This window comes from Streptococcus gordonii (assembly GCF_001553855.1).
Classification (GTDB): domain Bacteria; phylum Bacillota; class Bacilli; order Lactobacillales; family Streptococcaceae; genus Streptococcus; species Streptococcus gordonii.
Genome location: NZ_LQWV01000012.1, coordinates 366,919 through 381,091, shown reverse-complemented (window position 1 = coordinate 381,091; position 14,173 = coordinate 366,919). Strand labels below are relative to the sequence as shown.

Below are 14,173 nucleotides of genomic sequence, written 5' to 3'. Positions count from 1 at the left end.
TATTATAATGAAAACAATATACTTTATTTTTTGATACTGTCAATAATTATGTGTAAACACTCAAGTAGAGTTACGGAGTGTTAATCAAATAAGGATTGAAGCAAAAAAATATGAACTAGAACTTCAAAATAAGATTGATAAAATTCATAGTGGAGATTCAGTCTCATTAGAAAATAGTGGTTCTATCCTTTTTTCAGATTTCTATCAAAACGTTTGGTGGGAATCCTACAAAGCAGGTCAGACTACTTCTACTGCTAAACCACCTTCTCAAGCAACTATAGTTGGAACAGAAATTGCTTTTAGAAAACACATCTTACCCTTACTTGGGAATTATTCAATAGACTTTCTTAATCAAAATAAGCAAGTTGTACTAAATCTATTGACTCAAAAGGCTGAAGAATATGCAAATTTCAAAGTTATCAGGAGCTACGTTAACTCTATCTTTGACTGGGCAGAAGAATTAGAGTATATCGAAACTAATCGCTTATCAAAAACTATAAGCCGTATCAAAGCCACTAAGAAAATCAAGCTACAGGAATCTAAAAAAGATGAAGATTTATTTCTATCTCAAGAAGAACTTCAAGCATGGTTTACAGCTTTTGAAAAGGATTTAGAGACTGAAAAAATTCTATTCAAAGACTATGTTTTGTTCTATACTACCTTCTTTTTAGGAGATAGAAAGTCAGAGAGCTACGCTTTGCAATGGAAACATATTGATTTCAAAAATAAACAAATTCAATTGGTTCAAGCCTTAGATCGATATAAAAATCAAAAGTCAACTAAAAGGAATAAAAAGACGATTTTTTCGATTCCACAAGAACTTACCGACTTGTTAAATTCTTGGAAGAAACAACAAAAATCTGAACTGGCTTCATTTAACATCATGCAAACTCCTGAACAGTATGTTTTTACGTATATTGATACAAAGGGAAATGTAAACAGTTGTCTCCATGCTGATTATCTTAACAACAAGATGAAATCTGTTAAGCGTCGTCATCCAGAACTCGCACATGCAACCCCTCATAAATTACGACATACAGGAGCTACACTCGCTAAACAGGCTGGAACCTCTATGGAAGCTATTTCTGAAGCACTCACTCATAGTGATACGATTACAACTAAGACTTATGTCAACACTTCAAACGTAATCCCAATGGCTGTTGGAGAAATTGCCTTTCGTAATCTTAAAAAGTAATGGTGTGAATTTTGCTAAAAATCATCAAAAAAACACTCCATGGTGTGAACCATGAAGTGTTTCGAAACGTTGATATAATCGTATTGATTAACGTTTTGAGAATTGTGATGCTTTACGAGCTTTCTTAAGACCTGGCTTCTTACGTTCTACCATACGAGCATCACGAGTAAGAAGTCCAGCGCGTTTAAGAGAATCGCGGAAGTCTGGGTCTACTTGAAGAAGGGCACGAGCGATACCGTGACGGATAGCTCCTGCTTGTCCTCCATAACCACCACCATTAACGTTTACGAAAACGTCGTATTGACCAGCAGTTGAAGTAACTGCGAATGGTTGGTTGATAACCAAGCGAAGGTCAGCGTGTGGGATGTACTCTTCAACATCTTTTTTGTTTACAGTGATTTTACCAGTTCCTGGAACAAGGCGAACGCGTGCAACAGCGTTTTTACGACGTCCAGTACCTGCATATTGTGCTTGTGACATAGCTTATTTGTTCCTTTCCTTAGATAAGTCCTGAAATATCAAGAACTTCTGGTTGTTGTGCAGCGTGAGTGTGCTCAGCGCCTACAAATACTTTCAATTTCATACCTTGAGCACGGCCAAGAGTATTGTGTGGAAGCATACCTTTAACTGATTTTTCGATCAAACGAACAGCGTTCTTAGAGCGAAGTTCACCAGCAGTGATAGATTTTAATCCACCTGGGTACATTGAGTGAGTGTAGTAAACTTTATCAGTAGCTTTTTTACCAGTCAATTTAACTTTTTCAGCGTTGATAACGATTACGAAGTCACCTGTATCAGTGTGTGGTGTGAATGTTGGTTTGTTTTTTCCACGAAGTACGCTTGCTACAACAGCAGAAAGGCGTCCAAGAGGTACATCAGTAGCGTCAACTACGTACCATTTGCGTTCAACTTCACCTGGCTTAGCCATGTATGTTGTTTTGTTCATGATTTCTCCTATTTGAATATCGTTTTTGTTTACAGGGCGGATGTTCCGGTCCGCAAGTTATTTGAAAGGTTCCGGGGCCTTACAAATGGGGTAAACAATACCGCCTACTATCATACCAAATTTTTAGGCCAAAAGTCAATATCTTTGCCGGAAATATTTCACTTTTTAGCTTGTTTTCGTTTTCAAGTTTGTTTCTTAATCTCGGTCGTTTTTTGCGAAGCCAAATAAGGCTAAGGTTCCTGGTCCAACGTGGGTTGCAATAACTGGTCCAAGCGGCTCAATCAAGACTTCTTTCACTCGACCATCTGCTAAGAGCTGTTCCTTCAGATTCTCAGCATCCTGATCAGCATCTGCATGAGCAATCACTGCCCGATCATCTGCTATATTTTCTAAAAGCATGCGAACACACTCTGCTTGAGCCTTCTTCTTTCCTCTCACCTTAGCAATTGGTTTCAAGCTCCCATCCGCTTGAACTGCAATAATTGGCTTGATACTAGCCAGACTACCGATCATGGCAGCTGTTTTTGAAATCCTTCCGCCCCGCACCAAGTGATTCAGATCATCCACTAAGAAATAGGTTTGAACTTTTGGTCGCAAAGCTAGTAAAATATCCAAGGTCTCAGCTAGTGATTTACCTTCTGATCGTGCTTCGACAGCCTTCATTACCAGAAGCCCTTCCCCCATAGAAGCAGCCCGACTCTCAAGAATCTCAATCACAGCTTGAGGATAGTCTTCCAAGACTATGTCCCGAGCCATAACTGCACTTTGATAGGTTCCAGATAGCAAGGAAGCAAAAGCTACATACAACAGCGGCGTGCCAGCTTTTGCGTATTCTCTAAAGACATCCTCAAACTGACCTACATTAATTTGGCTGGTAGTTGGTTGACTTCCTGCCTTCATCTTTTCAAGTAAGGTTTTACTGGTTAGTTTGTTTTCCCCTACTGTTTCATAGGTCACTCCATCCAGCTGAATGGTCAAGCCTAGGATTGTAACATCGTGTTCAGCTGCCCATTTTTCAGACAGGTCTGTTGTAGAATCCGTTAAAATTTTAAAGGTCATCTTATTTCTCCATCATTTTTTAGTTCCCACAGAGAGGCTTCTCCATGGACATAAGCGGGTTATTAGTGGTGCTTTGAATGACCACCTTATTGGGGCTAACTATTAAACATTCTTGCTTTTTAGGAAAGTTATTTCGCTCGGTCAATCTAAAACAGGACTGACACCTTGAAAGCCTTTCAAATCAAAAATATATTGAAAATATTCATCTTGTGAATCTTTTAAAATCAGGTTTGCTCTATCATTAAGCAATTCAATACAGGTCCATTCCCCATCTAAACACTCAACATCATATTTTTTATCTTCTAAAAATAAATTTGTTAATTGTCCTTCTGGATATTTATTTTGAAAAGAAACCATCCCAGAGTTGTCACTTCGGTAAGCAAGCACAGGAACTTCAACTTTTTGAGCTCCCATATAAAAGGAACTCATACACCTCTTTTCAGCAAGGTACTCATATTTTCCTTTTACATAATTCACAATCTCTTTATTTAAAATTGTAGAAAAATTGAGAATGCTGATGAAATCCGCCTTATCAATGGATAAGGTTTCGACCTCAATTAGGTATTTCAAAGCACCATTTACCTGACTTCCTTGACCGTATAAATCCGTGCAATTCAAGGAATATTGGGTCAATAAATCCTCTAAGGGATACTGATCTGCTTCCTCAGTGATTTCAAAGCAAAAGCAATAATTATCTTCTCCTTTATTATGATAGATATCATAAATAATCGGTTCAAACTTTTCTGTTTGATATTTTTCTAACTCATAACTTCCAAGCACTTGCATTAGCCCACCCGATTTCTAAAGACTTCATACATGAGAATAGCTGCTGCGACGCTGGCATTGAGGCTTTGGACATGGCCATTCATGGGAATCGTCAGCATTTCGTCCACCTGCTTCTTGATGTTGCTGGAAATACCCTTGCCTTCATTGCCAATGATGAGGGCTAGCTTGCCTGCCGTATTCCATTTATGGGAAGGCGTCCCCTGCATATCTGTACCGAAAATCCAGAAACCAGCTTCCTTGAGCTTGTCCAGAGTCTGGCTGAGATTGGTCACACGAGCAATAGGAATATGCTCAATGGCACCCGTTGAGGTCTTAGCCACAACTGGTGTCACACCGACTGCCCGGTGCTTGGGAATGATGACTCCAGCCACATTGGTTGCGTCAGCCGTCCTCAAGATAGAGCCAAAATTGTGCGGGTCAGTCAGCCCGTCCAAAATCAATAAGAGAGGATTGTCTTCCTGCTCTGCTTTTTTCAAGAGTACCTCAAAGTCAGTATAGGCGAACTCAGCCACTCGCAGAACAAAGCCCTGGTGAACGGCTCCGTCAGTCATTTCCTGCAAGGTCTTCTTGGGCGTCCAGGAGATCGAAACCTTTTTTTCTGCAGCTAAATCTTTGATTTTATCGACCTTTTTACCACGCAGATCGTCTTGAATGTAGAGTTTATTTCCAGTGTTAGCTGCGAGAGCCTCTATCACCGCATGCACACCATAGACAATATCGTTTTTTTCCATGTCTTCAGTATAACATAAATGCCTCCTAAATTGCGACAGCTTTTATTGAACAGAACAAGAAATCCGAATTGAAGGAATCATCCTAACCAACTTTATACTCTAGTCATGATATAATAAAGCGACTCTAGAAAAAGAAAGTTGACGCATATGTCCCTTCTCCACCGAACGATCAAACTGATGCTCGCCACCTGCCTAGCGGCTTGGCAAGCAAAAACTTTAGGATTAGCTTATTCAGTCTCTGCTGGTATTATTGCTCTTTTGAGTGTTAGCGATACTCGCAGGAGCACAGCTAGACTAGCCAGAGACCGCTTTTTATCGACCATATTGGCTCTGGCTATTGGAAGCTTAGCCTTTCGCTTTCTAGGCTTTAATCTCGGAGCATTGGCCCTCTATATCGCAATCTACGTTCCGCTAGCTTTTCAACTTGGATGGGAAATTGGCATTACCCCCAGCACTGTCCTGGTCTCTCATCTGCTCTTAGAAAAATCCACCTCTTGGCTACTTCTTGGTAACGAGCTTGCTCTATTTCTCATTGGAACTGGCTTTGCTCTTTTAGCCAATCTCTACATGCCCTCGCGCCAAGAGGAGATTGACAGCTATCATGAGCAAGTGGAAGAACAACTGAAAAAGATTCTCCTTCGCTTTGAATACTTTTTAAAGTCTGGAGACGGCCGAAACGAAGCGACCCTAATAAAAGAGCTTGATACCACTCTAGAACAGGCCTTACAGTTGGTCTATCTGGACCACTCCAACCATCTCTTCCATCAAACCAACTACCATATTCACTATTTTGAAATGCGAAGAGCACAGAATCGCATCTTGCTGGATATGGCTGGTAATATCAATACTTGTCGCCTAGCGGCTAGTGAAAGCTTCATATTGGCTAAACTCTTTTTAAAAACAGCCAAACAGTTAAGTCAAGAAAATCCAGGCCATGATTTGCTGGATGAAATCGAGGAATATCTGGCAGTCTTTCGAAAACGGCCACTTCCTAAGACTCGTCAGGAATTTGAAACCCGCGCTACGCTCCTTCAGCTCCTGCGGGACTTGGAGACCTTTATTGAGTTAAAGGTTGATTTTTATAGGAATTATCAAGAAGAAACAAACTAACTCTTTCTACACAAAATACAGAAGGAACCAAAACAATTTGGTTCCTTTTTTACATTAAGAAAGTAGTTTATTCTTTTAAGTGATAAGAATAGCTTGCGACTACAATATCTTCGTACCACTTTAGATAATATTTCAATTTTAAACTCATTTGATTATGAAGGATATTTTGCCAGCTCTTTTTCGGGATAAACTGAGGAACCAAGACTGTCACTGTCCTTCCTTCTTTTTTAGCCCGCTTTGCTACCTTGATCACATACTGCACTGTTGGAGTAATGATATTGCGGTAGCTAGTCGTAACAGTCTCAAATCGAATATCAGGGAAATAGTCAGCAAATTCCTCTGCGACTTCAGCATCCTTTTTAGCAGTTTCAGTTGTTGAGACGTGCATTGCGACGACATCGTCGCCAATACTGCGAGCATAGCTCATCGCCCCAACACTAACTCTGGTAACATTTCCGACTAGTACAATTACTGTATTGCCTGTGTAATTCTGACGCTCAATATGTTCTTCTAATCTCAGCTGTCTCGCGACCCTATTATAGTGCTGTTTAATAGCTAAGAACAGCCAGGTCAAGACAATGATAATGGGAAAGAAAGGCCAAATATCTCGCAGACGGAATAAAAGTAAAATAAGAACAATCCCGTAACAAATAACAGCACCAAGGATATTCGCAATTGAATGCTTCAAGAAATCTTTTCCAAACTTTTTCTTCCAATGGACAACCATACCAGTTTGAGAGAGGGCAAAGGGCACAAATACACCAATGGTATACAGTGGGATCAAACGCTCTGTATTCCCCTTAAAAATCCACAAGAGAGCAATGGCACCAAAGGCTAATGTAAAAATCCCATTAGAATAGCTGAGTCGGTCCCCCTTTTCCATGTACATATGTGGCATATATTTATTCTTAGCCATATTGTAGGAAAGCACTGGAAAAGCTGAGAATCCTGTATTAGCCGCAACTGCCAAGATCAAAGCTGTTGACAATTGAAAAATATAGAATAAGATACGACCAAGTGGAGAACTTCCCAAGATAGCCTGAGCCATCTGAGCCAAGGTAGTTACACCTTTGACAGGAACAATCCCAATCCAATAGTTTAAAAAAGTGATTCCTGCAAACATGATTCCTAGGATTAAAGCCATAATTGATAGGGTTCTTGCAGCATTGTGAGCCTTTGGCTTCTTGAAAAAGGGAACTGAATTAGATATGGCTTCCACTCCAGTCAAGGAAGCTGAACCACTGGTAAATGCACGGAGCAACAAGATCAAACTTACTCCAGTAATAGGAGTGCCAATATGAGCAGTTGCGTGATATTCCAAGTTTCCTGTCATGATTTGCACAAAACCAAAACCAATCAACAGTAACGTGCTGACAATAAAAAGATAGACAGGAACCATTAAGGAAGTCGCTGATTCTTTTAGACCTCGTAAATTCATTAGCATCAATAAGAGGACTAGCAAGACCGAGATGTGTAAATTGTAAGGGTGTAAGACAGGAATAGCTGAGGTAATGGCATCCGCTCCAGAAGCAACTGAAACAGCTACAGTCAACATATAGTCTACCAGTAAACTTCCACCCGCAATTAAGCCAGCTGTTGGAGAAAGATTTTCTGTCGTTACCATATAAGCTCCTCCTCCTTGAGGGTAAGCATGGATAACCTGACGATAAGAAATTGTTAAACTCGCTAATAAAACCAATACAACAATTCCTATAGGAAGTGACCACCAAATCGCTCCGACAGAAACAGAAGTTAAGACCAGAACTACCTGCTCTGGTCCATAAGCGATGGAAGATAAGGCGTCACTAGAGAGCATAGCCAAGGCCTGTAGTTTTGTCAATAAATGACCATCCTCTCCTTCTTTACCGGATTTTAATGGGCGTCCAATAAAAAATCCTTTTAACTTGGAAAACATAAGTTCCTCCTCAATTAAAAAATAAGGGCTATTTTACTCTTTTTCAGAAAACATGTCAACAGTTTTCTGGTTTTTTTCAAGTTTTAAACAATATTTCTTTATTCAACAGTGTGAGCTAGTAGCAATTAATAGATTGTGAGAAAGATTCATTTATCTTATCCTTGAAGATGAGAAGTGAAGCTCCTCATCTCTAATGAAATAACTTCGAAGAACAAATTCATATTTCCCAAAGTTCATTTGCTATCACTTATAAAAATAACCTCTTCAACTATGAGGTTTTGAGCCTATCAAGTATGGATTGATAAATCTTGACAGAAAAAAACGAGCATGGATGTCCAAGCTCGTTTTTGATAACTAAATTTTCTTCATTGTAGAAAACATTAATAAACTGTTTTTTCAGTTTCTTTATCGAAGAAGTGCGCTTTGTTCAAGTCAAATCCAAGATCGATTCCTGCACCTGTTTGCAAGTAGTCACGTGCATCTACTTTTGCGATAAATTCGTTTTTACCAACTTGGCAGTACAAGTGAGATTCTGAACCAAGCAACTCTGATACAGAGATTGTTGCGTGTACTACTGAGTCAGGGAAAGTTTCAAGGAAAGCAGGCTCTGTATTGATATCTTCTGGACGGATACCAAAAATCAATTCTTTACCTTCGTAGCCTTTTTCTTTCAGAACTTTCAAGATCCCTTCTGGCACTTTCAATCTTACACCTTCAGTAACGATCTCGTTGCCTTCAAGCTTCACATTGATGAAGTTCATAGCTGGGCTTCCGATAAAGCCGGCAACAAATTTATTGACAGGGTGTTTGTAAAGTTCTTGTGGTGTACCAACTTGCTCTACGCGACCAATTGTACCAGTTCCTGATGGATTCTTAGTTGCTGACATGATAACAATACGGTCAGCCAAAGTCATCGCTTCTGTTTGGTCGTGTGTTACGTAGATAGTTGTTGCTCCGATACGACGGTGGATTTTAGCGATTTCAGCACGCATGGATACACGAAGTTTTGCATCCAAGTTTGACAAAGGCTCGTCCATCAAGAATACTTTTGCATCACGGACAATAGCACGTCCCATGGCAACACGTTGACGTTGACCACCTGAAAGGTCAGCTGGTTTACGGTCCAAGAATTCTTTCAAACCAAGGATTTCAGCAGCTTCTTGAACACGTTTGTCAATATCATCTTTACTGTATTTACGCAATTTCAAACCAAAGGCCATGTTGTCGTATACAGTCATGTGAGGGTATAGGGCATAGTTTTGGAAAACCATGGCAATATCACGATCTTTTGGTGCCACATCGTTAACAACTCGGCCGTCAATTGAACATTCGCCTTCTGTGATGTCTTCAAGTCCAGCAATCATACGAAGAGTTGTAGACTTACCACATCCTGAAGGTCCTACAAATACGATAAATTCTTTGTCTTGAATTTCCAAGTTGAAATCTTCAACAGAATAGTGTTCACTATTTGGATATTTCTTGTAAATATTTTTTAGGTTTAATTCTACCATAATAGGCTCCTTTTAAATTTATACTCTTATTATATTTGAAAGCGTTCTACAATGCTATGGCAAACTGCCTAAAATAAAAAAAATGTTTTGTGCAGCCTGCACAAAACATCAAAATAAATCTTTCAAAATGATATGGTAACAGAGTGATAAATCCGTCAACTCTTTTAACTGCAAGCCTGTCAACTCCTCCCACTTATCCAAACGATATTGGAGAGTATTCCGATGAATATAAAGTTGCTGAGCTGCCTTGGTCACAACTGCTCCATTTTCCCACAAGGCTAAGATAATCTCGGTTAATTGCTCTTGCCCCTCTATAAGCTGATGCAGTTTCTTCTTCAAAGGAAGAAGAGTGTCCTTAGCCTCGTCTAAGCCCCATAAAAAGAGCTGTGAGAAAGGTAAAACCAAAGACTGCTGATAGCGATTCAACCATTGAGTGAAGAGGTTGTTCTCAGCTTGATAGAGTTGTGGCAACTCGTCTTTCACCGATCTGGGCCAGACTTGTCCAATCAAAACAGCCAAACGCAGGTTAAAGTCATATTCAACAGCTGACAAGACATCCCTCAGCAAATCTTTAACGGCCAATTGTTGCCCCTGATCAAGAACAAAAATATAGTCTTGCGGGCTAGTCTGAAAATAAGCGATTTTATTGGTCAAAAGAGTTCGCATCATATCTAGCCAGGCCGAAATAGATTCTGCCTCATAATGAAAAAGGTGACAATGAATGAACTGTAGCGTCTCAACCTCATGGGGGAGCGTTTCTTCAGACTCAGATACTAAATACCTATACCAGGGATTTTGTGAAAAAACGGACTCTTTTTCTGTCAGCAGAGTAAGCAGTTGCTGTTCTCGATCTGTTAAATCTTCTGTCGCCAAAACTAGCCAATGTTGCCGATCAAGACGAAGCGAGACTTTCTGGCTATCTTGACTGGGTTTATCTTGTAGACTAGCCTTTGGAAATAAAGCCAGCAATTCATTTGTTTTCATGAGTAGCTTCCTCCACTCGTTTGACACACCAGTCAATTAATTCTTCTAAGCGTTCGATTGCTCCAGTCATATGCAGGTAGCCCATGACTGCTTCAAATCCTGTAGACATGCGGTAGGTAACAATATCCGCATTCTTAGCCTTGGTGTGGCTGTTGGCATTGCGGCCACGCTTGTAGATATCCTCTTCCTTCTCCGTCAGAATCCCTTCTTCCAGCATGAGAGAGATGAGATTAGCCTGAGCCTTGGCAGAAACGTACTTGGTCGCTTCCCTATGCAGCTGATTGGGCTTGGTCAATCCCTGAAAAATCAGGTGACGTCTTATATACATGGAGTAGACAGCATCTCCCTCAAAGGCGAGGGCAATACCGTTAATCAGGTTGACATCAGTCACGGGTCCACCTCACTCCGTCCTTAGTATCCAAAAGCTTGATACCCTGAGCGGCCAAGTCATCTCGAATACGGTCTGCAGTCGCAAAGTCACGATTGGCACGCGCTACTTGGCGTTCCTCAATCAAGCGCTCAATGTCTGCGTCCAAAACTTCTTCTACAAAAGCAATACCAAAAACTTCTAAGAGCTTGGCAAAGGCTGCCTTAACTTCAGCGGTGTAATTGCCAGAATTGATCCACTTGGCTAACTCGAAGACAACCGTGATACCATTGGCTGCATTGAAATCTTCGTCCATAGCAGCGGTGAATTTATCCAGAAAGGCTTGCAGCTGATCAGAGTCTGCCTGACCCGTGAAAGGCTGCTCATAGGTATTCTTCAAATACTTAAGATTGGTCGCTGCATCATGAACTGCTTTTTCCGTGAAATTAATGGGCTTGCGGTAATGCTGGGTAGCAAAGAAGAAACGCAGCACCTGACCATCAATGGTCTTCAGGGCATCGTGAACAGTGATAAAATTACCTAAGGACTTGGACATCTTAACATCGTCAATGTTGACAAAGCCATTATGCATCCAGTAGTTGGCAAAAGTCTGACCAGTCTTGGCTTCTGATTGGGCGATTTCATTGGTGTGATGCGGAAACTCAAGGTCGGCTCCACCACCGTGGATATCAATAGTATCGCCCAAAATCTCTGTTGACATGACCGAACACTCGATATGCCAGCCCGGACGACCAGGTCCCCAAGGACTGTCCCAGGAAATCTCGCCTGGTTTTGCAGCTTTCCAAAGGGCAAAGTCTACAGGATTTTCCTTGCGAGCCGTTTCTTCATCGGTACGACCTGAAGCACCCAGCTCCAAATCTTCCAAGGTTTTATTGGCTAACTTGGCATAATTGTGAGACTTTTCCACGCGGAAGTAGACATCGCCCTCTGACTCATAGGCGTAGCCTTTGTCAACCAAGTCCTCAACAAAACGGATGATGTCAGCCATAAACTCCACCACCCGCGGATGACGAGTCGCAGGTTTTACACCCAGAGCTGAGACATCCTCGCGAAAAGCTGCGATATACTTATCAGCCACTTCTTTTGGTGTGATGCCTTCTTCCTTGGCGCGATGGATAATCTTATCATCTACATCTGTAAAGTTGGAAATGTAGGCAACTTCGTAGCCCCGATACTCAAAATAGCGACGAACTGTGTCAAAAGCTACTGTTGAGCGGGCATTGCCGACATGGATATAGTTATAAACCGTCGGACCGCAGACATACATGCGAACCTTGCCCTCTTCAATGGGCACAAATTCACGTAGGCTGCGGGTCATGGTGTCGTAAATTTTAATCATGCGGTCCACTCCCTTCTCTATTTCTGACTTTTTCGGCTGAAAACCAGCTCTGCAAAAGGGCCAAATTGTCTGAGGCTATCCAGTTGGTAAAAGCGCTGCCCTTCCTCTTGGGTAAAGAGGGGAACCCCCTTTCCTAGGATAAGGGGCGCTATCTGAATAATGAGGTGGTCGAAAAGATCCGCATCCAAGAGCGGTCCTACCAAGGAATTACCACCAATCACAAAGACATTTTTGCCCTTGTCAATCTGGTGAACAAAGTCCACCACATCCCCAGCTACTGGCTGGTAATTGCTGACAGGCAGGTGCCTATCATGCGTAAAGACATAGTTTTCCGTAGCTTGATAAAAACTTTCTACATCTTGCAAATCTTGGATTTCCTCAAAGGTCCGCTTGCCCATGATGGTGATATCCATTTGCCTGTAAAAGTCATCATAGCCTGTATCCTCTACAGAACCAAGCTGATGCAGCCAGTCTATCCTGTGCTGGCTGTCTGCCAAGTAGCCATCCATGGTGATACAGCCGTAAAAATATACTGCCATTCTTGTAGTTACCTTTCTAGTTCCTTTGCTATTGTCAAAGCGATAGTGAAAAAAGTCATGGCATCAGCTTTCCGCTCTTCATGGCGGACATCCCAGGTTCGGTTATGATGATCCACATAGTCAGCTGTGTAGAAAAACTGATAGACTTTACTCTTGCGAAATTGACTCCAAGCCATGATACCCGAAGCTTCCATGTCCACCACTTTGGCTCCAGCAGCCAAGCGACGCTTGACCTTATCAGGCGTTTCCCGATAAAAGGCATCGGTCGTCCAAGACTTGGTGCGGATATGCTCGATATCGTGCTTGTCAAAGGTAGCTTCCAGCTCGATTAGCAGAGACTCATCATAGGCGACTTCATCACCCGGTGGGGCATAGTGATAGCTAGTCCCTTCATCTCGCAAAGCAGCAGCTGGCAGGATGATCTTATCCGCCTCAATTGAGCGGTCCAAAACACCACAGGAACCTAGAATGATGAAATTTTTGAAGCCTCTGGCCGCCAACTCCTCCAGTTGGCCAACTATCATGGGAGCCCCAATTGGAGCCAACATAACTGCTAGCTTGCTAGGTCCTTGGCGGTAAATATACCATGGATGCTGGCCGTTTATGCTTTTCAAATAGCCTCCTGGATAGACTTCTTCTGACTCAATCAAACGTTTCAGAATTTCGCCATTAAAGGACAGGATGATGGTTTCGCATACCTCACCCTTGTCATGGACAGGCTTTTCAGTTGGCTCAATAACTGCTGCTACATCTTCAAATTCCTCTAATAGCATAACTTCTCTTTCTTTAAGGCTCCAGCAAATCCAGCTTCATCTTTTCTATGCGACGCAGCTTGGTCTCATCTTTTTTGGCTTCACTGATATAGCGAGCCCATTCGCGCTGGTGGCTAAGCGGCAGTTTTGTAAAGCGCTCCTTGGTGGGACCGTCCAAACCTTCTTTCAGTTCAAGGACTACTTGGGTCAAAATAGCATCTGATAAATCTGACATGTCGGTTCCTCCTGTCATACTTCACCTCGATAACTTTGCCCTTTTCTACAGACTTGATGAATGGTGGCTGGCCTCACGGGCATGCTCTAGTTTGTCTAAATAATATTCTCGTTTTTCTTCTACTTCATGGATAGTTGGCTCGTCCTTCTCGCCGTGGACACGGACAATTTTAGCTGGAACTCCGACCACCGTCACATCACTAGGCACATCAGATACAACCACTGCACCCGCCCCAACTTTGGCTTTCTCTCCAATTTCAATAGGGCCAATCACCTGAGCGTGGGCCGAAATCAGCGCCCCTTCTCGGACAGTCGGATGACGTTTGCCCGTATCTTTTCCTGTACCACCTAAGGTAACACCGTGGTATAGCATAGCCCCCTTCTCCACAACAGCTGTCTCTCCAATCACTAGACCACTGCCGTGGTCAATAAAGACACCTGATTCAATCTGGGCTCCAGGGTGAATCTCTATCTGGGTCCAAAAACGCCAGAATTGACTGTGCATTCTTGCTAATAACTTAAAACCATGCTTCCACAAAAAATGAGAAAGACGATGAGCTGCCAAAGCTTTAATACCTGGATAAGTCAGGAGGACTTCCAGAGAATTTCGAGCTGCTGGATCATTTTCTTTTACAATATCAATGGTTTCTTTCCACCATCCCATCTTCTTCTCCTTTCTTGATG

Annotated in this window: 16 protein-coding genes; 2 read left to right on the top strand and 14 right to left on the bottom strand. The window is 41.9% G+C overall.

Features of this window, described 5'->3' with window-relative positions:
- Window positions 1-88 precede the first annotated feature (88 nt).
- On the top strand, window positions 89-1,195 hold the full coding sequence (locus AWH02_RS04820) for a tyrosine-type recombinase/integrase (protein WP_060553075.1): 1,107 nt from the start codon (window positions 89-91) through the stop codon (window positions 1,193-1,195).
- 87 nt (window positions 1,196-1,282) lie between these two features.
- Here AWH02_RS04820 and rpsI read toward each other — a convergent pair whose 3' ends face one another.
- The 5 genes from rpsI to rlmB all read right to left on the bottom strand — a co-directional run bounded on the left by rpsI (window position 1,283) and on the right by rlmB (window position 4,717).
- The gene (gene rpsI, locus AWH02_RS04815) at window positions 1,283-1,675 is read right to left on the bottom strand and encodes a 30S ribosomal protein S9 (protein ID WP_008808378.1); all 393 of its coding nucleotides are present in this window, start codon (window positions 1,673-1,675) and stop codon (window positions 1,283-1,285) included.
- 19 nt (window positions 1,676-1,694) lie between these two features.
- Window positions 1,695-2,141: a 50S ribosomal protein L13 gene (gene rplM, locus AWH02_RS04810; protein ID WP_003026230.1), complete on the bottom strand. Its 447-nt coding sequence runs from the start codon at window positions 2,139-2,141 to the stop codon at window positions 1,695-1,697.
- 195 nt (window positions 2,142-2,336) lie between these two features.
- Window positions 2,337-3,200: a DegV family protein gene (locus tag AWH02_RS04805; protein WP_060553076.1), complete on the bottom strand. Its 864-nt coding sequence runs from the start codon at window positions 3,198-3,200 to the stop codon at window positions 2,337-2,339.
- A 141-nt stretch (window positions 3,201-3,341) separates the two neighbouring features.
- The gene (locus AWH02_RS04800) at window positions 3,342-3,986 is read right to left on the bottom strand and encodes a hypothetical protein (RefSeq protein WP_060553077.1); all 645 of its coding nucleotides are present in this window, start codon (window positions 3,984-3,986) and stop codon (window positions 3,342-3,344) included.
- Window positions 3,986-4,717, bottom strand: coding sequence for a 23S rRNA (guanosine(2251)-2'-O)-methyltransferase RlmB (rlmB, locus tag AWH02_RS04795; RefSeq protein WP_060553078.1), 732 nt, complete (start codon window positions 4,715-4,717; stop codon window positions 3,986-3,988). The genes AWH02_RS04800 and rlmB overlap by 1 nt, the downstream gene beginning before the upstream one ends.
- 147 nt (window positions 4,718-4,864) lie before the next feature.
- On the opposite strand from rlmB, the gene AWH02_RS04790 reads away from it, so the two are divergent.
- On the top strand, window positions 4,865-5,827 hold the full coding sequence (locus AWH02_RS04790) for an aromatic acid exporter family protein (RefSeq protein WP_060954910.1): 963 nt from the start codon (window positions 4,865-4,867) through the stop codon (window positions 5,825-5,827).
- A 67-nt stretch (window positions 5,828-5,894) separates the two neighbouring features.
- Here AWH02_RS04790 and AWH02_RS04785 read toward each other — a convergent pair whose 3' ends face one another.
- The 9 genes from AWH02_RS04785 to cysE all read right to left on the bottom strand — a co-directional run bounded on the left by AWH02_RS04785 (window position 5,895) and on the right by cysE (window position 14,153).
- The gene (locus AWH02_RS04785) at window positions 5,895-7,742 is read right to left on the bottom strand and encodes an APC family permease (RefSeq protein WP_060553080.1); all 1,848 of its coding nucleotides are present in this window, start codon (window positions 7,740-7,742) and stop codon (window positions 5,895-5,897) included.
- Window positions 7,743-8,122: 380 nt separating this feature from the next.
- Complete coding sequence (locus AWH02_RS04780; protein WP_008808371.1) at window positions 8,123-9,253, bottom strand: ABC transporter ATP-binding protein; 1,131 nt, start codon at window positions 9,251-9,253, stop codon at window positions 8,123-8,125.
- 108 nt (window positions 9,254-9,361) lie between these two features.
- Window positions 9,362-10,237 carry a helix-turn-helix domain-containing protein gene (locus AWH02_RS04775; protein ID WP_060553081.1) on the bottom strand — a complete coding sequence of 292 codons (876 nt, stop codon included), beginning with the start codon at window positions 10,235-10,237 and terminating at the stop codon, window positions 9,362-9,364.
- A complete protein-coding gene (locus AWH02_RS04770; RefSeq protein WP_045634341.1) occupies window positions 10,224-10,628 on the bottom strand; it encodes a Mini-ribonuclease 3 in 405 nt (134 codons plus the stop codon). Before AWH02_RS04770 ends, AWH02_RS04775 begins: the two co-directional genes overlap by 14 nt.
- Window positions 10,621-11,964 carry a cysteine--tRNA ligase gene (gene cysS, locus AWH02_RS04765; protein WP_060553082.1) on the bottom strand — a complete coding sequence of 448 codons (1,344 nt, stop codon included), beginning with the start codon at window positions 11,962-11,964 and terminating at the stop codon, window positions 10,621-10,623. The genes AWH02_RS04770 and cysS overlap by 8 nt, the downstream gene beginning before the upstream one ends.
- A gap of 17 nt (window positions 11,965-11,981) precedes the next feature.
- Window positions 11,982-12,503: a dihydrofolate reductase family protein gene (locus AWH02_RS04760; protein WP_000301974.1), complete on the bottom strand. Its 522-nt coding sequence runs from the start codon at window positions 12,501-12,503 to the stop codon at window positions 11,982-11,984.
- Window positions 12,504-12,511: 8 nt separating this feature from the next.
- On the bottom strand, window positions 12,512-13,276 hold the full coding sequence (locus AWH02_RS04755) for a nucleoside phosphorylase (protein ID WP_060553083.1): 765 nt from the start codon (window positions 13,274-13,276) through the stop codon (window positions 12,512-12,514).
- Between the two features lie 13 nt (window positions 13,277-13,289).
- Entirely contained in the window at window positions 13,290-13,508 is a 219-nt protein-coding gene (locus AWH02_RS04750; protein ID WP_060553084.1) for a YdeI/OmpD-associated family protein, read from the bottom strand.
- 27 nt (window positions 13,509-13,535) lie between these two features.
- Entirely contained in the window at window positions 13,536-14,153 is a 618-nt protein-coding gene (gene cysE, locus AWH02_RS04745) for a serine O-acetyltransferase (protein WP_060954909.1), read from the bottom strand.
- Window positions 14,154-14,173: the final 20 nt, after the last annotated feature.

Coding starts and splice junctions, on each gene's coding strand:
- AWH02_RS04780 (WP_008808371.1), bottom strand. CDS start 9,253: ATGGTAGAATTAAACCTAAAAAATATTTACAAGAAATATCCAAATAGT.
- AWH02_RS04785 (WP_060553080.1), bottom strand. CDS start 7,742: ATGTTTTCCAAGTTAAAAGGATTTTTTATTGGACGCCCATTAAAATCC.
- AWH02_RS04800 (WP_060553077.1), bottom strand. CDS start 3,986: ATGCAAGTGCTTGGAAGTTATGAGTTAGAAAAATATCAAACAGAAAAG.
- rplM (WP_003026230.1), bottom strand. CDS start 2,141: ATGAACAAAACAACATACATGGCTAAGCCAGGTGAAGTTGAACGCAAA.
- cysS (WP_060553082.1), bottom strand. CDS start 11,964: ATGATTAAAATTTACGACACCATGACCCGCAGCCTACGTGAATTTGTG.
- AWH02_RS04805 (WP_060553076.1), bottom strand. CDS start 3,200: ATGACCTTTAAAATTTTAACGGATTCTACAACAGACCTGTCTGAAAAA.
- AWH02_RS04790 (WP_060954910.1), top strand. CDS start 4,865: ATGTCCCTTCTCCACCGAACGATCAAACTGATGCTCGCCACCTGCCTA.
- AWH02_RS04775 (WP_060553081.1), bottom strand. CDS start 10,237: ATGAAAACAAATGAATTGCTGGCTTTATTTCCAAAGGCTAGTCTACAA.
- AWH02_RS04750 (WP_060553084.1), bottom strand. CDS start 13,508: ATGACAGGAGGAACCGACATGTCAGATTTATCAGATGCTATTTTGACC.
- rpsI (WP_008808378.1), bottom strand. CDS start 1,675: ATGTCACAAGCACAATATGCAGGTACTGGACGTCGTAAAAACGCTGTT.
- AWH02_RS04755 (WP_060553083.1), bottom strand. CDS start 13,276: ATGCTATTAGAGGAATTTGAAGATGTAGCAGCAGTTATTGAGCCAACT.
- AWH02_RS04760 (WP_000301974.1), bottom strand. CDS start 12,503: ATGGCAGTATATTTTTACGGCTGTATCACCATGGATGGCTACTTGGCA.
- cysE (WP_060954909.1), bottom strand. CDS start 14,153: ATGGGATGGTGGAAAGAAACCATTGATATTGTAAAAGAAAATGATCCA.
- rlmB (WP_060553078.1), bottom strand. CDS start 4,717: ATGGAAAAAAACGATATTGTCTATGGTGTGCATGCGGTGATAGAGGCT.